The organism is Bacillus sp. FSL K6-0268 (genome assembly GCF_038005425.1).
GTDB classification, from domain to species: Bacteria; Bacillota; Bacilli; order Bacillales; family Bacillaceae_G; genus Bacillus_A; species Bacillus_A thuringiensis_S.
On sequence record NZ_JBBOTF010000001.1, the window covers coordinates 164,924 to 191,715 of the forward strand.

The window sequence follows — 26,792 nt, forward strand, 5'->3', positions numbered from 1 at the left end:
ATGCACCTAAAAATATTAGAAAAAATCTAGTTGAATGGACTCTTACTTAATCTTAGGCTGCTGGATATATGGGAGGCATCAAGCTAAGGGTTTAATTTATAAAAATAAACTTGATTGTCATAAAAAACATAATGTTTTTCATTTAAAGGCTATGAGATGAAATTTCATCATCTTCATCACGTTAGACCTTCAGGAAATAAAAAGTTAAACGATTATACAAATACTCTAACTGAAAAAACGATAGTCCTTTTATCAAAAATGTAGAAGGACTATCGTTTATTTTTTTGACAAAATTAGGGGTTGATGTTCATAAAATGGAGAATATAATTCGTATTTTACGTAAAGAGAAAAATTTCCCCCTAGAATATTAAGCTAAATCTCTTGGTGTGACGGTTGATTTAAGTTTCACTTTATGACTTGTAAAGGGCTGTTCAATGCATCGTACTATTAAAAAATCTAAATTTAATTATTAAATTGCGATAAAATGTGGTCGGAAATAATGAAATTTTAGGAAAAATAAGGTACACTAGTCTATGATTTTAGTTGAAAATCGTTTGACGTTAATGCATACGGGGGAAAGATTGATGAACAACAATACAACAAATGAATCAGTTGAAGAAATTGATCAAAAACGAGTAAGATCAAAAAAACGTTATACAAATTGGAAGTTTATCGCAGTGGGTATTGGTGTAATTGCACTTCTTATTGGGGGAATGAGTTATTATCAGGCAACTCACTTCAATTCGAATGTTACAATTAATGACACAAAAGTTGGTGGTCTGAGCGCTGATCAGGCAATACAGAAATTAAAGACATCTGGACTAGCAAACAAAGTCTATGTTGATCAACAACAAATTTTAGATGAAAAAGATACAAAAACGGAACTTACGGAAAAAGATTTGCCTCAAGTTAAGAAACTATTAAAAAGTCAGTGGACATTTTTCCCTTCCTCAAAGGGAGAAAATTATTCATTACTACCAGAGAAGGCAGATCAGTATCGTAGTGAAACGATGAAAAAACTTGTAGAAGAAACGCTCATCTCTATGAATGAAAAATTAAAAGCGCCTCAAGATGCTATGGCGAAGCTAGAACAAGGAAAAATAGTTATTTCGAAAAGTGTTGAAGGAAAACAGTATGACGTTACTAGTCTACTAAAAGATTACGATAAGCAAAAATATAAAAGCGAAATTCACCTGAAGTCTGCATACATAAAACCTATTAAAGAAGACGATCCAATTGTCAAAAAAGAGGAGAAAGCACTACAGAATCTTCTTGGGCAGTCTGTTGAGTATAAAGTGCAGGATGAAGTTTATCCTTTAAAAGCGAAAGATTTAATTCAAAATGCCTCTATGTCAAAGGATATGAAAGTTACAATTGATGCGAGTGACATTAAGAAGAAAATTACTGAAATTAATAATGCCAAATCAACATTAAATAAAGATTTCTCATTTAAAACGCATTCCGGTTCAGTTATATCAGTAAAAGGGCAAGGCTACGGCTGGGCATTAGATGTTGAAAAAGAAACTAAACAAGTTCAACAAGCCTTTGAGAAAGGCGAAAAGTCGCTTTCTGCTTCTAATATTCACGGAAATGGTTGGGAGAAGGAAGGTATCGGTTATAAAACAACAGCGAATAATGGCATCGGAGACACGTATGCGGAAGTTTCAATTGCAGAGCAACAAATTTGGATTTATAAAGATGGAAAATTAGTCGTTACAACAAATGTAGTAACGGGTAAACATAGCACGGGTGAAGATACATCACCAGGTGTGTGGTACGTCCTATACAAACGAACACCATACACGCTAAGAGGTAGCGCAGTAGGGAAAGCTGATTATGCGGTTAAAGTAGATTACTGGGTTCCATTCACAAATAGCGGTCAAGGATTCCACGATGCCGGCTGGCGAAAAGACTGGGCAAATAATGCTTATTTAACAGGTGGATCAGGTGGGTGTGTGAACCTTCTTCCTAATGTTGCAAAAACTGTATATGATAGTTTGAACACGTATGATCCAGTAATTGTGTACTAAAAAATAGCTACGTATCTAGAAATAAACAAAGCAGGAAATCTTACCTGATGGTATATGAAAAAACACCTCTTGCATTCGCATACTAAGTGTGCAAATGTAATGGAGGTGTTTTTGTTTGAATATAAAAGTGTATTGCTTATAAGAAACAAAGTAGAAAGAGATTGAGAATAAGTATTCAAATAATCAATAAAATTGACAATGAATATCATTTTCACTTAATATAGAATCGTCGCATTTAATTAGACATGAATTTTTTGTTAATATAATAGATTTCTATTAAGTTGTCATATTTACGAACTATCATTAAATATTTTAAGAATTTAAACGTAGGAAAGGGTAATATAAAATGAACTGGAAAAAAGGCGGGTTATGGGTTATTATTTTTTTCGTTGTAAAAGGCACGATTTCTACACTTTTAATCGTTACAGGTGCTAAATATTTTGATTTATCATTTATGCAACTTATCTTATTAATTCTGACCTTATTAGTGATTTCTCTAATAAGTCGAAAATTGCTCTATAGACATAAACAAAACAAAAAGCAAAAAGAGCTAAATATATAATGAAGCCCCAGAGACCATTGGATTTCTGGGGTTTTATTTTGATAGTTTTTTCGCATGTATATTAATTTAACAGAATAGGTTGTCCAAAATGATAAAATCGATGATGTTTAAAATGCGTCAGTTATTTTTACATAAGGATTGTAGAGAGCCTTTGAATCAATCTTTATTCTGAAGCGACAGACACGTATAAATTATGCTCTTTTTTCAATTGGTAGTTTAAATGTAAAAGTACTGCCTTCTCCTAATTTACTTTCAACCGTAATTTCTCCTCCGTGTAGTTCGACAATCCATTTTACCATCGACAATCCTAAACCTGTGTTTCCGATGTTTGAAGATGTGCGTGCTGCATCAACTCGATAGAAGCGGTCCCATATTTTAGTAATATGTTGCTCGCTGATGCCGATGCCATTATCGGAGACTTTACCTATTATGTTGGTTTCATCACGGAATAGTTGCATATTCACAGTTCCACTCGCTTTGCTATAAGCAATCGCATTCGTTAGTAAATTCATTAATAAACGCATCATCAATGTTTGATCGGCTTTAATAAATAGGTCTTTCTCTATATTAATTGTTATATCAATCGAAGCCTCTTGTACCATTAATGAGAGCTCTTCTACGACGATTTCCGTTAATTCACTCATATTGATACATTCAAATTGGAAAGTATTATGTTTTCCTTGGTCAGCTCTTGCTAATAATAAAAGTTGTGAGATTAGAGTGGATATTTTACGTGATTGCTTTAAAATTACTTCTAACGATTCTTCCATTTCTTTCGGATTATTCTTCTGCGATAAAGCGTATTCGCATTGTGAAATAATAACAGATGTTGGTGTTCTTAATTCATGAGATGCGTCAGATGTAAATTGTTTTTCACTTTCAAATGATGTCTCCAATCGCTCAAACATTTTGTCAAAGGTTTGTGCTAAATGATACATTTCGTCTTTCGGTGAACCTTGTAAATTAATTCTCTTCGAAAGGTCTTTACCATCACCAATTTTACTAGCTGAATCACTCATTTGTTGCACAGGTCGAAATGCCCTTTGCGTGATAAAATATCCTCCGAATGCCGCAATAAGAATAAGTAATGGGAATGAGATGATTGTTACCACGATAAGCGTATTCATCGTTGAGGATAATTGGTTCATAGTCATTATTCCACGAACCCAGACTTGCTCATCGCCGCCTGCATTATGGAGAAAATCATATACTATCCATTCTTTATTGCCGTCTTTAATGGTTTGTATTTCATCGGATTTAAGCGATATCTTTTTATTAAAGCTTGTTGGACTATGTCCTACTAACAGCTCACCTTGTTTACTATAAATACTAATATTTACTCCATCTTCTAAGGTTTCAAAATCATCGTCAATCTTTAACTGCCCATGCTTATATTTGATATCTTCCATGCTTTCTTTTACTGTGCTCTTTAATTGATCTTTCATATTAAAAAGCAAAACTTTATCTGAAGAAGTTAAAATAAAAGCTAACACGAGTGCCATAATAATTACAATTAGCCCCGTATACCACAGGGTTACTCTCATTTTTATTGATAGTCTTTTCATGATTCTACTCGCAATACGTAACCAGTTCCTCGTACTGTATGAATTAACTTCGTTTCAAACTGGCTATCAATTTTTTTGCGAAGATAGCGGACGTAAACATCAATAATATTTGAGCCACCTTCATAGTCGTAATTCCACACATGTTGCTCAATTTTATCTCGTGTCAGCACAACTTCTTTATTACGAATCATATATTCTAAAATAGCAAATTCCTTACTGGAAAGAGTGATAACTTGGTCTCCTCGTGTTACTTTATGCATATTGCAATCTACCACTAGGTCAGCGATTTCAAACACATTAGATGTATTTCCTGTTTTTCTTCGCATTAACACTCGAATTCTTGCTAACAGTTCGTCAAAAGCAAACGGCTTTACTAAATAATCATCCGCACCTAAGTCGAGTCCTGTTACACGATCATCAATTGTATCTTTAGCTGTAAGAAGCAAGACAGGAGTTGTATTATTGTCCGCGCGTAATCTTTGTAATACTTGTAAACCATCTATTCCTGGAATCATAATGTCAAGCACAATCAAATCGTAGGTAGCCATGTTTATATAATCCAAGGCATCTTCTCCATTCCCACATGCATCGACACTATAATGTTCTGCATTTAATCGTTTTACCAATATATTTTGTAAGTCTTGTTCATCTTCGACAATAAGAACTCGCATTAACATTCTCCTTTTCTTCTTATTAATATGTATCACTATAATTCAAAAACATTAAAGCAAGATTAGAAACGATTTAATTATATCATTTTATCCAGCATTAACGGGCAGTAAGACTCCTCCTTCAAAATTCGGCGAATGCGAGGGAGTTAGGGGAAGTCGGGCTACCCGTAAAAGTCTTCACTTTATTTTTTTATACATTAATCTTCCTTTAATGTTTGTTCAGTAATATAAAGGCAAGGATAAGGTGCACATGTAAAGGGAGGAAAACAGAATGCGAAAATGGATGCTGATTGGAGCGATATCTTGTGTATTGTTAACAGCTTGTTCTACTCAAGCTGTTAACAATACAGAAGTGCAACAACTGAAAGTGGAAAATGATAAATTACAAAAAGAAGTTGCTCAACTACAACAAGAACCAAACAAAACAGAGCCTGCTACGAATGATACGAAGCAAACACAAGATTTCAAAAACGAAGTTACATCTATTGTAGAAAAGGCAAATAACACGAAACCAGTTGGAGCAAAAGAAGATAACTTAAATATGTACTTGGCAACAAAAAAAGAAATTGACCAATTGGATGACAAGATAGATCTATCTGATAATCAGCTAGAAGCAGATTATCACGCTGGAACGATAACTGTTGAACAATATCAAACGCAAGAAAAAGAACACGATATACTGGAAGATCAATTAGAGCAAGCAGAAAATGCGCTTGAAGCAAGATTTGGAATAGAGGAGTAATCATTAAGGAGTGGATGAAAATGTTAAAGCATAAAAAGAAAATAATTATAAGTGTAATTGCTATTTTAGTAAGTGGTATTGCTATTGTTGGTGGATATTATGGTATGGGCTACAATTATGCAAAAAAGAATGAAAACTACACAGAGAAACAAGTTCGTGAAATTTCTTTAGCTCATACAAATGGAGAAATTATTAATGTGAAAAAAGAATTCGAATTAGAAGATGACAACTTAGCACAATCAAAATTTGAATATGAAGTGGAAATTAAGACACCTGATAATCTGTTAAATATTTTAAAGGTTAGTGCTAGAACGGGTACAATAGAAATCGATAATGAAGATTGAAAAAATATCGACAAATAAAATATTACGTACTTGATTTTTGTTATCGATAGCGAAGAAAAAGACGGTTCTCTAATTTTACAAGGGAATCGTCTTTTTTTTGTTCTATGGATCTATGCATTTTTTATACTTTCCTATCCTGGTGCGGTTTTAGGGTTCTTGTCTCTTATTGGATTAACTGAAAAACTGTATAAAACCTTGTATACCCTTAGTGTGGTTTTTTCCGAAATACTGGCGGTACCCCGTCGCTATCAATCAAAGCTCATACAACGTCAATTATATTAGGGGGTGTTTCAGTTCTCGTTTTATCTTTTTACAATGATGAATATGAAATAATGACTTCCACTTATAAGAATGTGAAGAAGTGTTGATGCCAGTTGGAACTGTGGTAAAGGTTGAGGGTGAAATCTAAGGGAATATTAGAGATGTGCATGAAAGGTTATTAATCCATCTTCTATAAAATCGTGGGATTATATATGCACTTATTATCCTGGAGATTTTAAAATAAAACCTATCTAATTATAGAAGTGATTTGAACGTAAGGAAATTGTAAGAAATGGATAAGAAAAAAGAAATTTTTATTGTGTAGGATACAAATATAGAGAAGCGTAAAAGAGGGAGGGTAAATAGGATACATTTATACGAAAAACAAACTAGTAATAAGAGCATTCTATTGGTGGCAATTACTGAAAGAACAGAATACTCACTACAGTTCCTACAGGAAAGGGAAGAATCAATGGATATGGTCTAGGAATCTATGAAATTATATTTCCTAACGGTGTCCCGATATGGGAACATACAGATGTTATTCTAGGATTTGATACTTTTGCTGGAGGGGCATATGTTGACGGCAATTTGAACAGTATGGGTAGAGCCGAGAATACTGGTCTTTTTAAAAGCATTTTACTTGTTGAATATAGACAGTAGGGATAAAGCCAGAATAGTAGTTTATGTGATGTTTGTAATTGAACAAATAAAAGATGAAATCGATCATTTATCTAAGGAGGAATTTTTCTTATGGAAAATAAATTATCTGGAGTGTTAGCCGCTACCTTAGCTCTAACGATGAGTCTACCAACAGGAGCGATAGCGTCTTCTAGCAGTAAGACTCCGGTTGTATCTAGCCAAGAAGTTGCTAGCAAAGATTTGGAGAAGATTGCTGCAGAGAACGCTGCACTGCTCACGAAGTCCTATGAGACGACTAGTGTACAGTATGCGCTGATTGATAATGGTAAACTTATTTTGTCGGGGCAGACAGGTAAGAACGACATAGAAGGGAAAGAGCCACTAACCAAAGATACTCTATACGGAATTGGTTCAACCAGTAAAGTATATACAGCTGCGGCTGTTATGAAACTGGTAGACGAAGGAAAAGTTGATTTGGATGCTCCTGTTGCCCGCTATATTCCTGATTTTAAAATGAAAGATAAACGATATAAGCGTATTACACCGCGTATGCTGTTGAATCACTCCTCGGGTTTGCAAGGTTCGACGTTCAATAATGCATTTTTATTTAAAGATAATGATGCTTATGCCCATGATATATTATTGCAACAATTGTCCAACCAAAACTTGAAGGCAGACCCTGGTGCGTTCTCAGTATACTGTAATGACGGTTTTACACTGGCTGAGATCTTGGTAGAAAGAGTCAGCGGTATGAGTTTTACTGAATTTCTACATCAAAAGTTTACAGAGCCATTAAAACTGAATCATACGATAACATCGCAAGACAAATGGGAAGACGAAAAGCGGGCTGGACTGTATTCTCCGACATACCAGGGACAGCTACCAAGTGAAATGGTGAATCTAATTGGTACGGGAGGAATCTCTTCTACTGCAGAAGATGTGGTGCGATTCTCACAAATATTTATGGGACAGGGAAAAGAAATTCTCTCTAATAAAGCAGTCAAGGCGATGGAACAAGAAGAATATAAAAAAGGAATGTGGCCGGGAGATAGCGGAAATGTGTTCAACTATGGACTTGGCTGGGATAGTGTAAAACTATACCCATTCAGTGAATATGGGATAAAAGCGTTGACTAAGGGTGGGGATACGATACTGCAACATGCTACATTGGTCGTGCTTCCAGAACAGAAGATGGCAGCAGCTGTATTGTCCTCCGGCGGCAGCAGCATGACAAATCAACTGTTGGCAAATAAATTACTGCTAGCTAGGCTTAAAGAGAAAGGGACAATTAAGGATATAAAGCCAGATAAATCCTTCGGAAAGCCCGTCAAGGCTAAAGTGCCTCAAGACGTGGTAAAAAAAGCAGGATTTTATGGAAATAGCTATAGCCATTTCAAAATAGAAATTACGAAGAAGGGAGAACTGGTTTTACCAACTAAACCGGAAGAAAAATATGTATATACGGCGGATGGAAGCTTTATAAATGAGAAGGGTACTTCCAAGCTTAACTTCGTCACAGAGAAGAATGGAAAAGTTTATTTGAGAGAGAGCACATATGAATTATCACCGGGATTGGGGCAAAATGTGCTGACTCACTATTTAGCCCAGAAATTAGAAAACAATGTGTTACCGAAGAAAACAGCTGCTGCATGGGCGAAGCGCGAGGGTGGCAAGTTCTATCTCGTTAACGAAAAATTTAATTCTATGAACTATCTAGGACAACTAATGCCTCTTAACACACAAATTACGATCAAGGATGGATATTGGGACGGCAAAAAAATTACAGGTCCGAATACGGCGACGCATCAAATTCAAATTCCTGTGATGAATGGGCGGGATACAAAGGAAGCCCATTTCTATACAGAGGATGGTACTGAATATATGGAGATGTCCAGCTTTTTATACGTCAGTGAATCTAACGTAAAACCCCTTGATACAGGTCGATTATCAAAAGTTACATTGCAAAAAAATGGGCATGCGAAATGGTTTACGGTCCCGCAAGAGGCAGCAGGGAAAACGATGAATGTGGAGTTGCCATCAGGAAGTTCATTCGCGGTGTATGATGAGAATGGAGTATGCGTCAATTTTACCGTCGTTAGTGATAATAACAAAGTGAAACTACCAGAGAATGGAACGGTTGTATTTGCTGGCGCACCGAACTCCGAATTTACAGTCGCATTGAACTAGCTACAACTCGGGATAGACTTCAATAAAACAGTGCGACATGGAAAAGATATTTTATTTGTATCTTAAGTATTACCTTATTACAATTAAATTCTTAGCTTAATAGCAATGGGATAGCACCACATGCCTATCAGCCTAAGAAAATAAATCAACCCCATGTCCATCAAGCTAGTAAAAATAAATACCCAAAATATAGTAAAATTGACATCTCCAGAGTAAAAATGTAAAAAATTATTGTTTAGGGGCAACATAAAACCTTAGTTTGATAACGATATGGCGCTACTCATAAAAAAGAAATAGGAGAGAATATCCTATTTCTTTTTATTGATATAATAAAATGTAATGAATAGATCCAAAGTAATGATAATAATTAGAAGTAACAAGTGTATAAGTGCATCAGTTTTTCCGTTTAGTAAAGACTTTACAAAGAAATCCCATTCTGTTTCATAGGGAGGTTCTACCCAATTTCGTTGCAGACCTAATACCATTCCATTTATAAAATAGACAATACTTAATAGAATCCTTCCAACAAATAAGGCAGCTGTTTTTATATTCCAATCCTTTATCTTGATTACATAAAGGATTGGAAATAGTATCAGTATCCAAAAAACAATAATAAAGACTGTATTTCCCATTCTCTCCTCCTAACAAAATGATTGTATTTTTAATCTTGGCAAATTCTTAGGTTGGAGGTATGTTTCATTGTTACTGGTTAAAAACAAGGACCGTAATTCCGGCTCCTTTTCTATCCCGCAAAATAAAGGTTTGTTTTATCTCTCTGTCTCAAAAAACTCAATCCACTCTCCATCAGGACCAGCGAAGAATATGTAACGTGTTCCATCTGGTAATGTTTCGACTTCTTCTCCTAGTAAAAAGGTTACTGTGTGTTTCTTTAGTCTTGTGATTTCTTCTTCTAATGAATCTACCTTAAAGCAAATGTGATGTACTTTTCCTTCTGCCGGAAGAGAAGAATTGTAGCCTTCAATTAATTCAAGTATCGTTTCCTTCGATTCTTCTACACCTAAAAAAGCGAGTTTTAAGTCTGGGTTTGGGTGTCCCATTCGCTTAATGAGCTGTAAGCCAACTACTTTTTCATAAAAAGTAATAGATGTTTCTAAGTTTGCAACCATAAGTCCTACGTGTTCAATTCTTCTAACTGGCATGTAGATTCCTTCTTTCTGAAAATTATATACAATATATTATTGAAAATTAAGAAAATAAGCAAGATAAAAACCTTACAAATTTAAGCGTGTTGTATGGTATAGTGAGAAAGTATGTTTGGGGAGAAGGAAGGAGATTATACGATGAATATACCTACTCAAACTCCTTCATTATCGGAAACGATGAAAGAGTGGCATTATGCATTAGCATATGAAATTAAACATTGGAAAACGATAGGTGGTAGTAAAATTTCTATCATGAACGGTCGTTTTTTATATACAGATTATGAGAATACAGTGTATGTATTTCAGCTTATTTCGGAAGTAAGTTTACCTGAAGGTTCACCAATTCGAATTGAGTTCGATGGTGAGGAAGCGACAGGAGAAGTATTATCTGTACATGGATTAGAAATAGAATTGAAATTAAATGATTATATACAAGGTGAAATAAGAGAAGCGGTTTTATACAGTGAACCGTGGCAACTTTTAGAGCAACTGCAAGAGCGATTGAAAGAAGCACGTAAAGATAAGCTAAAACGTAATCGTATAAAGCGTCTCGTTGATGGGACGAGCAGTCCGAAGCATATTGAGAAGATGAAAAATCCGAAAAATGAACTAGCATATCGTTCGTTTTACAATCCGACAACGTACGTATGGGGACCGCCTGGAACAGGGAAGTCGTACAATTTATCACGTATTATTTCGGCTCATTACCAAAAAGGAAAATCGGTACTTGTGTTAGCTCATAGTAATGCGGCAGTGGACGTATTAATGAGCGAAGTAACGAAACAAATTGAGAAGAAAAAGAAATGGACACCTGGCGAAATTGTTCGTTACGGTTATAGTCAACATGAACATATACGAAATCATGAAACATTACTTACGTCGAAGCTAGTTGAAACGACGAACGGATCTTGGGGAGAAGAAAGACTCTATTTAGAAGAAACACGACAAGATCTTCGTGAAAAGATTTTATCATATAAAGCGACTTCTGCTGATAAGAAGCGTATACAAGAGATTGAAAGTGATCTTCGAAAGCAAAAAGCGAAAATTAAAGAAGTAGAAAAAGAATATATTGAAAATGCGAAAGTAATTGGTGCAACTCTATCAAAATGTGCAATTGATGCGCTAATTTATGAGCGTACATTTGATTTAGTTGTCGTAGATGAAGTGAGTATGGCGTTCGTTCCGCAAATCGCATTAGCTGCTTCACTTGGAAAACGTATCGTTGTTTGTGGCGACTTTTTACAATTACCTCCAATTGCGATGGCGAACCATGAACTTGTTCGCAAATGGCTTGGGGAAGATATGTTTTACCATGCTGGGATTGTTGAGTCTGTTAATAAATCAGAAGCACATCCGAACCTATTTATGTTGCAGGAACAAAGACGTATGCATGCGGATATATCGAAGTTTACGAATTCGTTTATTTATAAAAATAGAGTATACGATCATCCGTCTGTTTCAGAGCGTAAAGAACTTGCGCAATTGCAGCCGTTCGCAAATGAAGCGAGTGTTTTATTTGATACGAGCCAAATGGGAGCTTTTTCGTTAAAAGATGCGGCTTCTGGTTCACGTTTTAACATTATGTCTGGTTTAGTAGCGATGCAAATGATGTTAATCGGATTATTAGACGGTGTTCAGTCGATTGGTGTTGTGACACCTTACAGGGCGCAGTCACGCTTTTTATCAACGTGTATTAGAGAAATGTTGCAGAGAACGAAATATCAAAACATACCAGTTTTAGCGGCGACAGTTCATAAGTTCCAAGGTTCTGAAAGAGATATGATGATCTTTGATACGGTTGACAGTTATCCGCAAGAACGACCTGGCGTATTATTCTTTGATCACAAAAACCATCGCCTCGTCAATGTAGCAGTGACAAGAGCGAGAGGGAAGTTCATTCAATTATCAGATTGCCATTATATGCGTAAAAACCTTTCGAGAAAACAAGCGTTATCACAATTAACAGCTCATATAGAACGTCATGGAGATGTGTATGATCGCACGACATCAAGACAATTGTGGGAACGGAAAATTTCGAAACGTTTACGCTGGTTTATGGAAATGAATCTTGAAGAGCCGAAAGGGTTATTAAAAGATATTTTAGCCGCAAAACGAAAAATTATTATTTCACTTCCAAGTACAAAACAAGTGGATAAGCGAGTATGGCAAGCGTTAATGCGTACAAATGCACAGATAACAGTTTATAGTGATGGACCAGTTCCACTGAAAAATGTAAAGTTACAAAGACAAAATAAAGCATTCCCGTTTATCGTAATTGATGATGAAATCTTCTGGGCAGGCGCACCGCTTACATCTCAAATGATGTTTGAAGGTAGTACAGAATTTCCGTACGTATGTGCCAGACTGCAAGCGCCAGAAACAATTGGTGTATTAAAAGGATTTTTAGATATTCGGTAAATTCGGATAGGAATTCCTTGACTTTTATTTGGAATGAACTTAGAATGAATGTAATTTAATATAATTTTATGAAAATTCTTATCACGAGAGGTGGAGGGACTGGCCCTATGATACCTCGGCAGCGGATTCGTTATGAATACTGTGCCAATTCCAGCAAGGTAACTTGAAAGATAAGAAAGAAGCTCATTTTGATTGTATATACAGAAGCCTCTTTCTATCTTTTAGAAAGAGGCTTTTTTACGTGAAAATAAAAGGAGGAAGAACAATGGGAGCGACAGGAGTAACGTCACAAAGAAAAACAATTGAAGAGAGTATCGAAAGAAATAAGGAAAAGTACATAGAAACAAGTCATGATATTCATGCGAATCCGGAGATTGGAAACCAAGAGTTTTACGCATCCAGAACGTTAAGCTTATTACTAGGTAGTGCAGGATTTCAGCTGCAACACAATATAGCTGGACATGAAACAGGTTTTATCGCGCGAAAAAGTTCAGGAAAACAAGGACCAGTCATTGCATTTTTAGCGGAGTATGACGCTTTACCAGGACTAGGTCATGCGTGTGGTCACAATTTAATTGGCACAATTAGCGTTGCAGCAGCAATCGCATTATCAGAAACGCTTGAAGAAATTGGCGGGGAAGTTGTCGTGTTTGGTACACCAGCAGAAGAAGGCGGGCCAAATGGTAGCGCGAAATCAAGTTATGTAAAGGCAGGTTTATTTAAAGACATTGATGCGGCGCTTATGATTCATCCGAGCGCAAAGACAGCGACAACGAGTCCTTCATTAGCAGTCGATCCACTTGATTTTCATTTTTACGGAAAAACAGCTCACGCTGCAGCCTCACCAGAAGAAGGGATTAATGCATTAGATGCGGTTATTCAGCTCTATAACAGTATTAACGCACTTCGCCAACAACTGCCGTCAGACGTGAAAATTCATGGCGTTATTACAGAAGGCGGAAAAGCACCTAACATTATTCCTGACTACGCCGCGGCAAGGTTCTTCATCCGCGCAGCAACGCGAAAAAGATGTGCAGAAGTAACAGAAAAAGTAAGAAACATTGCTGAGGGAGCAGCGTTAGCAACAGGTGCAAAAGTAAAAATTCATCAATTCCAAAATGAAATCGATGAATTACTCGTAACAAAAACATATAACGATATCGTAGCGGAAGAATTAGAACTATTAGGTGAAGAGGTAAATCGTAAAGAAAGAGTAGGGATCGGTTCAACCGACGCAGGAAACGTAAGTCAAGTCGTACCGACAATTCATCCGTACATTAAAATCGGACCAGATGACTTAATTGCACATACGAATGAATTTAGAGAAGCAGCACGTTCAGAACTTGGAGATAAAGCATTAATTACATCGGCAAAAGCATTAGCAAATACGGCGTATCGATTAATTACGGAAGAAGGGTTGTTAGAGAAGGTGAAGGAGGAGTTTAGAGAGGTGCAGAGGAATCAAGGGTAAGGGATTAAGGTGCTTTTTTCGAATAGCAATCGAATTAATAAGTAGAGATATAAAAAGAACATTGAAAAATCAATGTTCTTTTTTGTTTGCTAGTCATTGATTTTGTTGGTTTTTCTCAAGAAAGAGAAAATTTTACTGTTAGTGAGGATAATAATACGTATCCCTTTATTAGAATGACAATTTCTCCTCGAACTCACTCTTTAAAACAATTAAAGGAGATGATAATCCGAATTGCATTAACGAGTCTAAAAACGCAGCGAGGGAATCCATCGAATCGCTCATGACCTTCATCATATAATTAAATTCCCCGCTAATTCGATATAAATCAGTTACTTCAGGAGCGGCATTACAATATTGGATGAAATCAGAGCATTGGCTCGTTTTAAACATGATGAATGCTTGAATGTTTTTATTAATTTTGGAAGGCTCAAATTTCGTTCGGTAAGCCGCTATAACTCCTTGATCTTCAAGTTTATTAATACGCTCTTTTACAGCAGGTTGCGTCATGGATATAATTCGTCCTATTTCTGAAACAGAAATTCTCGCATTTTCATACAACAAGTTCATAATCTTATGATCGATTTCATCCAGTTTTACTGTGTTTTGCATTGTGTAGTCTCCTTATTTTATTTTCTAAAGTAAAACGTAAGTTATAACTATAATATCATAAGTGAACGAACTGAATTACTTATAAATCTATATTTAAAATTATCGGTGTTTGCATGAAAATATAAGTGTTGGATTTTTTAAACGGAAATTTAGAAAGGATGGAAAAAATGAAGAATCTTGATGGGAAAGTAGCGTTAGTAACAGGGGCGAGTCGCGGTATTGGTCGTGCGATTGCGATGAGATTGGCAAACGACGGTGCATTAGTTGTGATTCACTACGGACGAAATAAGGCAGCTGCAGATGAAACAATTAGTGAGATTGAATCTAATGGAGGAAAAGCATTCTTAATTGAAGCAGAACTCAATTCAATTGATGGTGTCAAGAAGCTAGTAGAACAATTGAAGAATGAATTACAAGTAAGGGTTGGTACATCAGAGATTGATATTTTAGTAAACAATGCAGGGATAGGTACACAAGGAACGATTGAAAATACGACAGAAGAAGTTTTTGATGAAATTATGTCTGTAAATATTAAGGCACCGTTCTTCTTAATTCAGCAAACATTGCCGTTACTACGAGCAGAGGGGCGTATTATTAACATTTCATCAGCTGAAGTACGACTTGGTTTTACAGGCTCAATTGCATACGGCTTAAGTAAAGGTGCATTAAATACGATGACACTTCCTCTAGCTAAACATCTCGGAGAAAGAGGTATAACAGTGAATACAATTATGCCTGGATATACGAAGACAGATATTAATGCAAAATTGCTAGATGATCCGGAAATACGAAGTTTTGCTACGAATTCATCTGTGTTCGAACGAATAGGGCAAGTTGAAGATATTGCAGATGCAGTAGCATTCCTTGCTTCTGCTGATAGCCGCTGGATAACAGGGCAGATTTTAGATGTTTCTGGAGGGTTTTGTTTATAGGGGCACTACTCCATACCCATCAAGCTAATCAAGTAAATTACTAGATATGAAACGATCCTTGTTTCATATCTGGTAATTTATAGAAAGATAGGCATGCTAAAGAAGTCTATTAAAACGTGATTTTTTGGCTAGGCAACTTGAATAAGGGGGCATTTCTTTTTCTTAAGTTGATGGGTATGTATGGTGACCTCTATTAGACGATAGTGAATTAACAATTTCGGGGTTCAGTTCAACTTTATTCAAAATAAGATTTTTTTTGCAGTAAAATCAATGTTAGTGGAACTTTTTTAAACAAACTTTTTTCTAAATTAACATAAATACTTGTAATATTTAAATTAGTACTATATAGTTCTAGTTATGACAAAGGTAAAATTAATGAATCAAAAACGTGTGATTGAAGTAGCTGCAACATTATTTTTAGAAAAAGGGTTTGCTTATACAAGTATGGATGAATTAGTACGTGTAAGCAAAGTTTCAAAGTCTAATGTGTATTATCACTTTTCTAATAAGGAAGTATTATTAGAAGGGGTCGTTGATTATTGGATTGAAATGTATCAATCTGCAATTGATGACGTACTTTCTCAGAACCAATTTTTAGTTGAAGATCGTATCCAACTGTTTTTAAAGCAATTATCACAAGGAGTTCAGTCGAGAGAGTATAAGGGGAGCTGTCCATTTATTACTCTTTATATTCAAAGTCCTAAACAGGCCACGCAAATAAAAGAAAAAATAGGTCTTTTTTTTACAGGATTACAAAAGAAAGTTTCTCTATTACTTAAACAAGGGGTAGAGAATGGAGAATTTAGAAATACGATTCATATTGATGAGGTTGCATCACTTTTTATTACAAATCTTGAAGGAGCGTTATTTATTTCAGAAACATTGAAGGATGCAACTGTAATCACGAAAACAGCAGATCATTTTTTAAAATTGCTTCGATAAAAGAAGCATTTTTTTTAAATTAAATTAGTACTGATTAGTACTAAAAGGGGGATTTTATATGAGAACAGTATTTTTAACTGGTGGAACAGGCTTTATTGGAAAGCAATTAGTGAAAGAATTAGCCAAAGAGGATGTTAAAATTCTTCTTTTAGTAAGGTCGAAAAGTAAAGCAATACGCCTTTTTCAAGAAAGAGGAAACTTAAAAAAGGAAGTTATGGACTTTATTGAAGGTGATTTGACGAAAAAAGATTTAGGTCTAAGTGCTGAAGATAAGGAGAGGGTATTGAAAACGGATGTGATTATTCACGCAGGAGGCCCCATGGATATTCAAGCGACAAGTAAAGAGGCAGCTTCCGTATTTTTAAATGGCGCAAAACATATTAGTGAATTAGCTAAAAGTATTCATCAATTGAAGGGCTTGCAACAATTTATTCATGTTGTAGGTTATATGAGTCCCTTTGATGATAAAAATAGCAAGATTGCAATTGATGTGTTTCAAGAAGGAAATAATTATTTGAAAATAAAAAATCCATATGAGAGAACAAAATTTTTAGCAGATCTTTATATCCGTCAGCAGGCATCAGCAGTAGGTTATCCGCTTTCTGTAATTAATCCGCCAACTGTAGTCGGTAGTAGTAAAACAGGGAGTACAGAGCAGATAGCAGGATTAGGTTTGCTTGTGATGAGTATGCGAAGAGGGCTCATGCCAATGATTCCTGGAGGTAAGGGATATAGGTTACCACTTATTTCAAACGATGAGCTTGCGAAGTTTATTGTGCAGGTTTTCAGATTAGAGCAACCGACTATTCAAACATATACACTTGTTGAAGACAAACAGCACGATCAGAACATTGCTGAGTTATTAAGTATTATGTCAGAAAGTATGAATATGAGGGCACCAAAAATCTCTGTCCCAATGCCACTTATGAAAGCAATTATGAATAGTGGAGTAAGTAAAATAACAAAAATTCCTTCTGATGGACTGAATTTTATTACAAAACGAAAATTTTCAAATGTTTCAGCGAAAAAAATTATGGGAGGAGATTGGTTTAAGGAGACGAGTGTAATGAAATTTTTCCCTGCCGTAGTAGCTGATCTGGATTATCGAATGATGTATCAATATGGCCAGCATAATCATGTATTTAAACGAACATTATGCGATAACAATACCCTTTACCAATTACAAGGAGAGGGTAAACCGTTTATTTTATTACATGGTTTATTGAGTGATGGAGAGGATTTATTTCCTTTAGCACAAGAGCTTCATGAAAAAACTGGTCAACCTGTATGGATTTTGGATCTTCCAGGTTTGGGACGTTCTCCTTTTAAACAAGAGAAAAATCTTCTAGCTATCTATTTGAATGTAGTGAAAAAGTTATTGGAGAAAGCTACGAATGGTGCACATCTAATTGGCCATTCATTCGGTGCATTTATTCTTCTGGAAGCATTGGTACAAGAGTACATAGATAAGAAGTATTCAATTACGTTACTTCAGCCACCTGTTGCTAAAAAAAATGCTAAATTGCTAAATGTTCCCCAATTTATAAACAAATGGACATTAAAATTGGCAACTCCTAATTTGATAGGGCGTTATTTATTAAATAATGGTTTGTTTGAAAGTATGGAGAGCATCCCTGAACATTATATCGAAAAAGTAAGTAACAGTTTTACTTCTCCTAGAATTTTAAATACTACGGTTCAGCTTAACAGTTTACTACTGAAAAAAGATCAAGGTGATTTCAAGGAAGTAACAAAGTATAATCTTCACATTATTTTGGGGGATTATGACAGAGGTTATTCTGCTCCATCGTATCTTGGTAAGGTTGATTTTGTTCCATATGGCCATCATTTTCCTCTTAGCCATCCGAGTGAAACGGCAAGATTAGTAATGAAAAATAGTAATACTAGCAGATGAGAGTTTGGGATAAATAAAAAGTGTGTAGTAAAATCGTTGTGTTTTTGAAATAAAATCGTACTGTGTGGGGGCCCACCCCATCACTATCAGACTAAGAAACGCAAATACCTCAAAACGAAAAAATGAGCATTTTATTACAAGATAGTACAAAATTTCGTTCTGGGGGTGCTATAAAATTTTAGCTTGATGGCGATGTGGTGCTACCCCATGCCCATCAACTTAAGAATGTAGAACTCCCCAAAAAAATTATGAGTTTTTTGTTACAAGTTATCACAAAATTTCGTTTTTGGGTAGTTTTATTTTCTTAGCTTGATGGCGATGAGCGGTACCCCATAAAGGCCCCTGATACATAATTGATGTTCTGCCATTTGTAGAAAACAATCCACTTATACCATTTTAACAAGAAGAAATATCTCGTCCATGTTGTAATATTGGCTTACGTTAAGCTTGTGAAAAAAACATATTCATGTATAATACAATTGATGTATGATACATTAGTTGTAGGAGGGTGACCTATTTGAAAAGAGAAGATGCCTTAAAACTAAGAACGGATATTAAGAAAATGATTATAATAACTGGGGTTTTTGAATCTCAAAATTTGCCCAATGGACCATTTGAAAAACCTTTACCAACTTCTCAAATGATGGCGTTAGAGGAACTAGAGGTGGAAAAATTAACTGTTTGGCAACTATCCAATAAACTTAGATTAGAGACTTCAACTGTAAGTAGATTGGTAGATAAGTTAGTAAAAAAGGGGCTTGTTTATCGTGAAGTAAATGAAAAAAATAGAAGAGAACTTTTTCTGCACCTCACAGAAAAAGGTCACATAACTGTTAATTGCTTAAGAGAGCAATCCATTACATTTTATCAAAGTATTCTCAATAATTTATCAGAATCAGAACAAAAAATAGTTGTGGATGGTTTTGAATTATTTATTGATTCTATTTCTAAGTCTTTTGATTAGAGTGAGGTAAGTCATAACATTTGGAGGATAAAATGAGTTTGCATTTTGAACGTCCTATTATTGAATTAAAAGAGAAATTTGATGAATTAAAGAAAATTATGAAAGAAAATAATGTAGATTTATCGTCAGAAATTCATGAATTAGAAAAACGTTTAAATAAAATGCAAGATAAAATTTATTCTAATATTACACCTTTTCAACGAGTTCAAATTGCAAGGCTACGTAACCGACCCACGACATTGGACTATATACCTTTATTGTTTACAAACTTTCTCGAACTTCATGGTGATCGATTATATGGTGATGATAAAGCAATGATAGGTGGTATTGCAAAATTTAAAGGAATGCCCGTTACGGTTATTGGTCATCAAAGAGGTAGAAATACAAAGGAAAGTATAGAAAGAAATTTTGGAATGGCACATCCAGAAGGTTATAGAAAAGCGCTAAGACTTATGAAACAAGCTGATAAATTTAATCGCCCTATTATTACATTTATTGATACAATAGGCGCCTATCCAGGGATAGGGTCTGAAGAACGTGGAATTTCTGAAGCGATAGCTCGAAATCTATTTGAAATGACTACACTTAAAGTGCCAATTGTTTGTATTGTAATTGGAGAGGCATCAAGTGGTGGAGCTCTTGGCATTAGTGTCGGTAACCATATCCATATGTTAGAGTATTCATGGTACTCGGTGATTTCGCCAGAAGGAGCAGCATCTATCCTATGGAAGGACGCTAAGTATGCTCCAGAAGCTGCTGAACATATGAAAATTTCAGCAAAAGATTTAAAACATTTAGGAATTATTGATGAAATCATTCCTGAAATTAAAGGTGGAGCACAAAATGATATAAAATCACAGGCAAAAATGATTGAATCTGTAATCGAATCATCTCTAAAAAAATTGATACTATTATCCTCAGAAGAGCTTATACAACAGCGGTATGAAAAGTATAGACAAATAAAGAATTATAAATGAAAATATTTAAAGTCCGTATTACATTTCGGAGGATTCTCGCGGAAAAATTTTAAATATTTTGTAAGTAACCTCTTAAACTGGGATATGCTGATACTATTACTCTACAAAAGATGTGTGATTGGTATGGAAAAGGAAAATTTGTTCAAATGGAAGCATTATCACATACCCATCAACTTAAGAAATTGATTGTTCCCCAAAACGAAAAAATGAGCTGAATTCTCATAAATAATTGTAAAAAGGTGAAAATTTCGTTATGGGGGGTATCACAAAAGCTTAGGTTGATGGCAATGGGGTACCGCCACATCGCTATCAAGCTAAGACCATAAAACGTTAATTATAATAGAGGTTGTTTCTTTTTTTTAAAAGCTACGTGTAGGGAATTTAAAGATTTGCATACGAAATAAACCCTAATGGGTTTCAATTTTTTGATTTAAGCCGCTTGATTATCAAACATGGTACAATTGTAAATGACACCTAATATATCAAAGACTGTTTTCTTCTCATATCGATGAGATTTTCTCCCGTTTTGCTGTAGGAGGTTGAACAGGCGAATTAAAATCTTTGATAGCTCTTGGGTGTCTTTCTGTATAGCTTGGAAAATAAGAAGAAAGTAATCTTTAATCATATATATGGCCTTATATTCACTCAGTTCTCGTTTCTTTTTCATAAGAAGCAATTGTCGCATTTGAAACATGGTAGAAGAACAAAGTAAAATGGCAATCAGTTGCCCATACAAATGGCATTCTAATCGTTCTCGTTTTATCTTTTTACAATGATGAATATGAAAGAATGATTTCCACGTTTTAAATAAAAGCTCGATTTGCCAACGTAAAGAATACCAATCATGTACTTGTCCCATCGGGACAATATCTATAGAGGTATTTGTCATATATACATTGATACCGCTAAGTCGTTTACTACGAGCAGAATACTTCATTCCTTTCTTTTTTTCTCTTACAGTTTGATCGTGTAATCGTTTTTGTTGTTGTTCTTTTGTTAGTCGATGAACAATCACACGAGTCGGCACTTTATCAGTCATTCCTACATAAGCGTCAGCTATTTCACATGTTTGTCCTGGTTGAAGAGAGCTCATTAAACCCTCCATATCTATTTGAATATACTCTGTACCTTTCTTAATTCTTCCATCTTGAAAATAATCAGGATTGGGATTTTTTTGATAAATACGTGTATTCGACTTGATACGAGAGATATAGTAAGCCTTTTGGTCTTGTATATGTTTAAGATCTTTCAAATGAAAATACCCTAAATCTCGGATACATAAATCATTCGCTGTCACAGTTGGAACACGCAGGGAACCGTAGGTTCGATCATGTTGTTTACCTGGACCTGTATGGATATGCAGGAACTGGCCACTTAATAGATCATACTCTAGCTGAATCTTCACCCCCGCTGTATGGCTGTATCCTCCTGCACCTGGATAAACAAATGAAAAGGGATCTGGAAGTTGAAATGCAGTTGAATCTAAAATACGAATACGCTTGAAAACAGAAATATATGGAGAAGGAATAGGTATAGATGAGGCCAATTTTTGGTTTAGTAGTTTAGATAATATGTGTTGTAAAAATTGGACAGCCGCTTTATTAAATCGTTGATTCAGTCCCTCAGGACTGATGAGCACTTCTGTCGATGCTTCTAAACAGCTAGATAACTGGGTTGAAGAAGTTGTAGCGACATTTTGACTCATCCATACACATAAAGCGACTAAATCTTTTGCTTGGTATTTACTAGTTCTTTGTACAAAATCAACATCTCTAGCAAGATCTCGTAAGATATTTGGAGATAAGAATTTTTGAATTTCTTGAGCAAATAGTTGTAATTCATCAGATACAGAAATAGACATACAAAAACGCCATCCTTTCCTATGATTCTACAGAAAGAATAGCGTATTTTTTCATTTTATGGGGTATTTTGTTTTGGTATCTTGATAGCGATGGGGTGGACTCCCTTTTTAACATAAGGGTAATTTATGTCGTGTTTAGCAATTATTCATTACATAATGCAAATGATTGTTTACATTTTGTTAGTAATCATTTACAATTACAGTAATTGTAAATGAGGAAAGGGGAATTATGATACTAGAAAACAGAGTTAGAGAATTACGAGCACGATTTAGATGGACTCAGCAAGACTTGGCCGATGCAATTGGGGTCACAAGGCAGACAATTGGATTAATAGAAAAAGGTGATTATTCTCCATCTGTCACTATGGCGTTAAAATTAGCTGCTGTATTTCAAGTTACCGTAGAAGAGGTTTTTTATTTAAAGGGAGAGGAACGATTATGATAAAACAGGTTTTAAGATCTCCACTTATAGGGGCCAGTATATTTGTGTTGATTATTGCATTTTTACTATTTTCTCTTATGAATACACAAGTCATTTTAGCTAAGTTATGTTTCGGGATTTTAGTGACGGTTACTTTTTTATGGCTCATTCTCACAAGGATTTATAACCGAAAGAATCCTCATGATAAGATTAGGCTATTTGGTTTTATACCATCCGAATTTCGTGAAATAGATGAAGGGCAGCAGTGGGTAACCTATAAGGCTTGCCGAAATGTGTATATTTACTATAGCATTGCGCTTCCAGTAACGGCAGGGATTTGCTTTCTCTTTTCTCAACATAATTTTGTTCCATTATTGTGCATTGGTTTACTAGGTGCAGGTCAATATATTGTCTATTGGTTAACCACTATTTTTATTTTAAATCGTATTTAACAAAGGGGATGAAACAATATGGTGGAGTGGGCTCAAAATGCGGGGGCATTATGGCAATATGTAGTGTTATTTCTTTTAGCATTTGCCCCATGGATGGATGTATCAATTGTTGTACCACTTGGTATCGCATGGGGATTACAACCATTTGCAGTAGGAGTAACAGCATTTGCAGGAAATCTTATCTTGGTTCTATTACTCGGTTTTTTCTTTAAACAGTATGCAAAATGGCAAGCAGCAAGAAAACAAAAAAAAGGTATAACAACACCTTCTAAAAAAGAAACCCGATCAAGAAAAATATGGGATCGATATGGTATTCCAGGTTTGGCTCTTCTAGCTCCAATTCTCGTAGGAACTGATATTGCAGCCGTATTAGCTTTAACATTTGGATCTAACCGGACACACGTCATAAGTTGGATGACGGTCAGTCTAGCAGTATGGACAGTCATTTTTACAGTTGCTGCGATGTATGGACTTAGCTTTTTAAATATTATTTAGGATATCATAGTGATTTTAGGTAATCTAAAATCGTTCACTACCTAAAAATTATGGAGTGATGAAGTGAGTTCATATGATATTAGGAGAAAAGCTTTGACCAAAAACATTTGAACACTCAACTAGCTGTACGATATGGTCATAGTACCGTAATTCACGAACCTATATGGATAGAGACACATTGCTATCAAACTAATATTTTGAAGCATCCTCAAAATAAAAAATGAGCATTTTGTTACAAGTTAGTACAAAATTTCGTTCTGGGGGGTACTATAAAATTTTAGCTTGATGGGCATGGGGTCCCGCCCCACAACCATCAACTTAAGGATTTAGACTATTTTTGAGATTAAAAGCACGTTACTATTCTCTTATGTTAATGAGAAAGGGTGACGTGCTTTTTATGAATATGCACCAAAAACAAGAGTTATCTTTATTTGCCGAAGAGTTATATCGATTTTTCTCATTTGGGGGTATTTGTTTTTCTTAGATTGATGGTAATGGGGCACTACTCTATAATAATCAAATTAAAAGTTAAATAGTTATAGAGACTCCATTACTAGGAAATATTGTAACTATTAAGTTGTAAAAAGAACCGTAGTTTTTCATTTTTGAAAAGGCGATGGTCCTTTTTACTTGTAGCAAAGATATAATGGGAGAAATTTTTTCTAAATCAAAAAACTTGATTAATAAGTTGCATAATAAACTCACTAGCGTATATACTATAAACATCAAAAAAAGTTGATGAAGGGAAGTGAACTACAGTGGCACAAGATTTTCAGCTCTATGAGAAAAAATTTAAAGCGTTGGCGGATCAGAAACGTCTAGAAATCATGTATGAACTTTGTCAGCGAGGACAGACGTGTGTATGTGATTTAACCGAAGTTTTTGAAATGACGCAATCTAAGTTGTCCTATCATTTAAAGATTTTATTAGATGCAGGTTTAATTGTAAAAGAAACAACAGGTACGTGGAGTTATTATGATTTGAATGATGCGGAAGTGAATAATTTATTATCAGAAGAATTGTGTTGTATCTTTAGAAAAACAGGAAAAGGTAGTTGTTGTTAAAATTTTGTACTATTAATCAAAAAAAATTGATTAATGACATATAAAGAGGAGGAATAAGGTATGAGATATGTTCACGTCGGTATAAACGTTACGAATTTAGAGAAATCTATTGAATTTTATGAAAAGGTATTTGGTGTATTACCAGTTAAAGTGAAATCAGATTATGCAAAATTTCTATTAGAGACGCCAGGACTTAATTTCACGCTAAACGTACGAGATGAAGTGAATGGAAATCAAGTAAATCACTTTGGTTTCCAAGTGGATACAGCTGAAGAAATTACATTACATAAAGAGCGATTAGAAAAAGAAGGTTTCTTTGCGCGTGATGAGATGGATACGACTTGTTGTTATGCAGTGCAAGATAAGTTTTGGGTAACGGATCCCGATGGTAATGAGTGGGAGTTCTTTTATACAAAAGCTGATAGTGATGTTCACAAAATAGAAGATTCATCTTGTTGCATGACTTCAAATGAGGTAGCTAAAAATTCTTGTTGTTAATAGGAGATGGAAAATAAAATGAAACGTTTATCTTTTCTAGATCGATATTTAACACTATGGATTTTTCTAGCTATGGCAGTTGGAATTGGTTTAGGGTTTGTGTTTCCTAGTGTAGTAGATGGACTGAATACATTACAAGTTGGAACGACGTCTATTCCGCTTGCTGCTGGTTTAATTGTCATGATGTATCCACCATTAGCAAAGGTTCGTTACGAGGAAATGGGCCGAGTATTTAAAGACGTAAAAGTATTGGTTTTATCTTTAGTACAAAACTGGATTATTGGACCTGTACTTATGTTTGTTTTAGCAATTATTTTTCTTCCTGATAAGCCAGAATACATGGTCGGGCTCATTATGATTGGTTTAGCACGTTGTATTGCAATGGTAATTGTTTGGAACGACCTTGCTGATGGGGATAAAGAGTATGCGGCAGGTTTAGTGGCTTTTAACTCAGTATTCCAAATGTTATTCTTCTCCGTTTATGCATACGTGTTTGTAACAGTCATTCCAGAATGGTTAGGAATTGAAGGTGCTATTGTCGATATTACAATGATAGAAGTAGCGAAATCCGTATTTATCTATTTGGGAATTCCTTTTATAGCAGGTATGTTGACGCGATTTGTACTCGTTAAGTTAAAAGGTAGACAGTGGTATGAAAAGGTGTTTATACCGAAGATTAGTCCACTTACATTACTTGCATTACTATTTACAATCATCGTTATGTTCTCTTTAAAAGGGGAAATGATTGTTAGCGTACCATTAGATGTAGTAAGAATAGCGATTCCGTTATTAATCTATTTTATTGTAATGTTTTTTGTTTCTTTCTTTATGGGAAGAAAAATTGGTGCAAACTATCCGGTGACGACAACGTTAGCATTTACAGCAGGTAGTAATAACTTTGAGTTAGCGATTGCTGTAGCAGTTGGTGTGTTTGGTATTCATTCGGGCGCAGCATTGGCAGCTGTTATCGGGCCGTTAGTGGAAGTACCTGTAATGATTGCACTTGTAAACGTCGCTTTTTGGTTTAAGCGTAAATATTTTAATGATCAACCAGTATAATTTAAAAACAAAGGTGGAAAACAACATGGAAAACAAAAAGACAATCTATTTCTTATGCACAGGAAATTCATGCCGAAGCCAAATGGCAGAAGCGTGGGGCAAACAATTTTTAGAAGATAAGTGGAATGTGTATTCTGCAGGAATCGAAGCACATGGAGTAAATCCGAACGCAATTAAAGCAATGAACGAAGTAAATATCGACATAACAAATCAAACATCAGATATAATTGATGCAACCATTTTAAATAGTGCTGATTTAGTCGTTACGCTTTGTAGTCATGCAGATGCTGTCTGTCCATCTACTCCGCCGCATGTGAATCGTGTTCACTGGGGATTTGATGATCCAGCAGGAAAAGAGTGGTCTGAATTTCAACGTGTTCGCGATGAAATTGGTGAACGTATAAAGCGATTTTCTGAAACAGGGGAGTAAAGTAAAGAGTCAATCTTCTATTTTATAGGGATTGGCTCTTTTTATTATCTACTTCTTTGGTTTAAAACAACTATTAAAACGAATAGAGAATATTCTGTCATGGTGGTAAAGTTAGAA

At 35.2% G+C, this 26,792-nt stretch carries 25 protein-coding genes and 1 riboswitch; of the genes, 19 read left to right on the forward strand and 6 right to left on the reverse strand.

The features are described from left to right. Positions 1–584: 584 nt before the first annotated feature. Both MHI28_RS00845 and MHI28_RS00850 read left to right on the forward strand, forming a co-directional pair. Positions 585–2,030, forward strand: a complete 1,446-nt coding sequence (locus tag MHI28_RS00845; RefSeq protein WP_001064072.1) for a L,D-transpeptidase family protein — start codon at positions 585–587, stop codon at positions 2,028–2,030. A 346-nt stretch (positions 2,031–2,376) separates the two neighbouring features. Next, positions 2,377–2,592 (forward strand): hypothetical protein, encoded by a 216-nt coding sequence (locus MHI28_RS00850; protein WP_001104104.1) that lies wholly within the window; start codon positions 2,377–2,379, stop codon positions 2,590–2,592. 191 nt (positions 2,593–2,783) lie between these two features. On the opposite strand, the gene MHI28_RS00855 is transcribed toward MHI28_RS00850, so the two are convergent. Together MHI28_RS00855 and MHI28_RS00860 are read right to left on the reverse strand one after the other, a co-directional pair. After that, positions 2,784–4,157: a sensor histidine kinase gene (locus MHI28_RS00855; RefSeq protein ID WP_002162747.1), complete on the reverse strand. Its 1,374-nt coding sequence runs from the start codon at positions 4,155–4,157 to the stop codon at positions 2,784–2,786. Continuing rightward, positions 4,154–4,828 carry a response regulator transcription factor gene (locus MHI28_RS00860; protein WP_001264526.1) on the reverse strand — a complete coding sequence of 225 codons (675 nt, stop codon included), beginning with the start codon at positions 4,826–4,828 and terminating at the stop codon, positions 4,154–4,156. The genes MHI28_RS00855 and MHI28_RS00860 overlap by 4 nt, the downstream gene beginning before the upstream one ends. Before the next feature lie 271 nt (positions 4,829–5,099). On the opposite strand from MHI28_RS00860, the gene MHI28_RS00865 reads away from it, so the two are divergent. The 3 genes from MHI28_RS00865 to MHI28_RS00875 all read left to right on the forward strand — a co-directional run bounded on the left by MHI28_RS00865 (position 5,100) and on the right by MHI28_RS00875 (position 9,004). Continuing rightward, the gene (locus MHI28_RS00865) at positions 5,100–5,570 is read left to right on the forward strand and encodes a hypothetical protein (RefSeq protein WP_001233663.1); all 471 of its coding nucleotides are present in this window, start codon (positions 5,100–5,102) and stop codon (positions 5,568–5,570) included. A 20-nt stretch (positions 5,571–5,590) separates the two neighbouring features. Next, positions 5,591–5,914 carry a PepSY domain-containing protein gene (locus MHI28_RS00870; RefSeq protein WP_000912129.1) on the forward strand — a complete coding sequence of 108 codons (324 nt, stop codon included), beginning with the start codon at positions 5,591–5,593 and terminating at the stop codon, positions 5,912–5,914. A 1,014-nt stretch (positions 5,915–6,928) separates the two neighbouring features. Further along, positions 6,929–9,004, forward strand: a complete 2,076-nt coding sequence (locus tag MHI28_RS00875) for a serine hydrolase domain-containing protein (RefSeq protein ID WP_000428443.1) — start codon at positions 6,929–6,931, stop codon at positions 9,002–9,004. Positions 9,005–9,312: 308 nt separating this feature from the next. Here MHI28_RS00875 and MHI28_RS00880 read toward each other — a convergent pair whose 3' ends face one another. Together MHI28_RS00880 and MHI28_RS00885 are read right to left on the reverse strand one after the other, a co-directional pair. After that, on the reverse strand, positions 9,313–9,636 hold the full coding sequence (locus MHI28_RS00880) for a hypothetical protein (protein WP_000528636.1): 324 nt from the start codon (positions 9,634–9,636) through the stop codon (positions 9,313–9,315). Between the two features lie 135 nt (positions 9,637–9,771). After that, positions 9,772–10,164: a VOC family protein gene (locus MHI28_RS00885; RefSeq protein ID WP_001145295.1), complete on the reverse strand. Its 393-nt coding sequence runs from the start codon at positions 10,162–10,164 to the stop codon at positions 9,772–9,774. A gap of 111 nt (positions 10,165–10,275) precedes the next feature. On the opposite strand from MHI28_RS00885, the gene MHI28_RS00890 reads away from it, so the two are divergent. Then, the gene (locus MHI28_RS00890) at positions 10,276–12,585 is read left to right on the forward strand and encodes an AAA domain-containing protein (protein ID WP_002162750.1); all 2,310 of its coding nucleotides are present in this window, start codon (positions 10,276–10,278) and stop codon (positions 12,583–12,585) included. Positions 12,586–12,660: 75 nt separating this feature from the next. Further along, positions 12,661–12,762, forward strand: a riboswitch (SAM riboswitch). Between the two features lie 88 nt (positions 12,763–12,850). Next, on the forward strand, positions 12,851–14,056 hold the full coding sequence (locus MHI28_RS00895; protein ID WP_000501376.1) for a M20 family metallopeptidase: 1,206 nt from the start codon (positions 12,851–12,853) through the stop codon (positions 14,054–14,056). 168 nt (positions 14,057–14,224) lie between these two features. Here the strand turns inward: MHI28_RS00895 and MHI28_RS00900 are convergent, their stop codons facing one another. Continuing rightward, a complete protein-coding gene (locus tag MHI28_RS00900; RefSeq protein WP_001181721.1) occupies positions 14,225–14,665 on the reverse strand; it encodes an Lrp/AsnC family transcriptional regulator in 441 nt (146 codons plus the stop codon). A gap of 167 nt (positions 14,666–14,832) precedes the next feature. On the opposite strand from MHI28_RS00900, the gene MHI28_RS00905 reads away from it, so the two are divergent. The 5 genes from MHI28_RS00905 to MHI28_RS00925 all read left to right on the forward strand — a co-directional run bounded on the left by MHI28_RS00905 (position 14,833) and on the right by MHI28_RS00925 (position 20,395). Then, positions 14,833–15,597 (forward strand): SDR family oxidoreductase, encoded by a 765-nt coding sequence (locus tag MHI28_RS00905; RefSeq protein ID WP_000792677.1) that lies wholly within the window; start codon positions 14,833–14,835, stop codon positions 15,595–15,597. Positions 15,598–15,972: 375 nt separating this feature from the next. Further along, the gene (locus MHI28_RS00910) at positions 15,973–16,539 is read left to right on the forward strand and encodes a TetR/AcrR family transcriptional regulator (RefSeq protein ID WP_001072318.1); all 567 of its coding nucleotides are present in this window, start codon (positions 15,973–15,975) and stop codon (positions 16,537–16,539) included. Positions 16,540–16,597: 58 nt separating this feature from the next. Next, the gene (locus tag MHI28_RS00915; protein WP_001261152.1) at positions 16,598–18,454 is read left to right on the forward strand and encodes an alpha/beta fold hydrolase; all 1,857 of its coding nucleotides are present in this window, start codon (positions 16,598–16,600) and stop codon (positions 18,452–18,454) included. Between the two features lie 517 nt (positions 18,455–18,971). Continuing rightward, on the forward strand, positions 18,972–19,418 hold the full coding sequence (locus tag MHI28_RS00920) for a MarR family winged helix-turn-helix transcriptional regulator (RefSeq protein WP_002094076.1): 447 nt from the start codon (positions 18,972–18,974) through the stop codon (positions 19,416–19,418). A gap of 32 nt (positions 19,419–19,450) precedes the next feature. Continuing rightward, the gene (locus tag MHI28_RS00925) at positions 19,451–20,395 is read left to right on the forward strand and encodes an acetyl-CoA carboxylase carboxyltransferase subunit alpha (protein WP_000052086.1); all 945 of its coding nucleotides are present in this window, start codon (positions 19,451–19,453) and stop codon (positions 20,393–20,395) included. Between the two features lie 430 nt (positions 20,396–20,825). Here MHI28_RS00925 and MHI28_RS00930 read toward each other — a convergent pair whose 3' ends face one another. Continuing rightward, positions 20,826–22,256 carry an IS4 family transposase gene (locus tag MHI28_RS00930; RefSeq protein WP_079245733.1) on the reverse strand — a complete coding sequence of 477 codons (1,431 nt, stop codon included), beginning with the start codon at positions 22,254–22,256 and terminating at the stop codon, positions 20,826–20,828. A gap of 229 nt (positions 22,257–22,485) precedes the next feature. Between MHI28_RS00930 and MHI28_RS00935 the strand changes: the two genes are divergently transcribed. The 7 genes from MHI28_RS00935 to arsC all read left to right on the forward strand — a co-directional run bounded on the left by MHI28_RS00935 (position 22,486) and on the right by arsC (position 26,675). Further along, the gene (locus MHI28_RS00935; RefSeq protein ID WP_000599740.1) at positions 22,486–22,698 is read left to right on the forward strand and encodes a helix-turn-helix transcriptional regulator; all 213 of its coding nucleotides are present in this window, start codon (positions 22,486–22,488) and stop codon (positions 22,696–22,698) included. Beyond that, positions 22,695–23,129 (forward strand): hypothetical protein, encoded by a 435-nt coding sequence (locus MHI28_RS00940; protein WP_000595642.1) that lies wholly within the window; start codon positions 22,695–22,697, stop codon positions 23,127–23,129. Before MHI28_RS00935 ends, MHI28_RS00940 begins: the two co-directional genes overlap by 4 nt. Before the next feature lie 18 nt (positions 23,130–23,147). Beyond that, a complete protein-coding gene (locus MHI28_RS00945) occupies positions 23,148–23,624 on the forward strand; it encodes a small multi-drug export protein (protein ID WP_000230643.1) in 477 nt (158 codons plus the stop codon). 758 nt (positions 23,625–24,382) lie between these two features. Beyond that, positions 24,383–24,688, forward strand: a complete 306-nt coding sequence (gene arsR / locus MHI28_RS00950) for an arsenical resistance operon transcriptional regulator ArsR (protein ID WP_002162753.1) — start codon at positions 24,383–24,385, stop codon at positions 24,686–24,688. Between the two features lie 60 nt (positions 24,689–24,748). Continuing rightward, positions 24,749–25,186 (forward strand): ArsI/CadI family heavy metal resistance metalloenzyme, encoded by a 438-nt coding sequence (locus MHI28_RS00955; RefSeq protein WP_001271002.1) that lies wholly within the window; start codon positions 24,749–24,751, stop codon positions 25,184–25,186. A gap of 18 nt (positions 25,187–25,204) precedes the next feature. Continuing rightward, entirely contained in the window at positions 25,205–26,245 is a 1,041-nt protein-coding gene (arsB, locus tag MHI28_RS00960; RefSeq protein WP_000826538.1) for an ACR3 family arsenite efflux transporter, read from the forward strand. Between the two features lie 25 nt (positions 26,246–26,270). Next, positions 26,271–26,675 (forward strand): arsenate reductase (thioredoxin), encoded by a 405-nt coding sequence (gene arsC, locus MHI28_RS00965; RefSeq protein ID WP_000428340.1) that lies wholly within the window; start codon positions 26,271–26,273, stop codon positions 26,673–26,675. Positions 26,676–26,792: the final 117 nt, after the last annotated feature.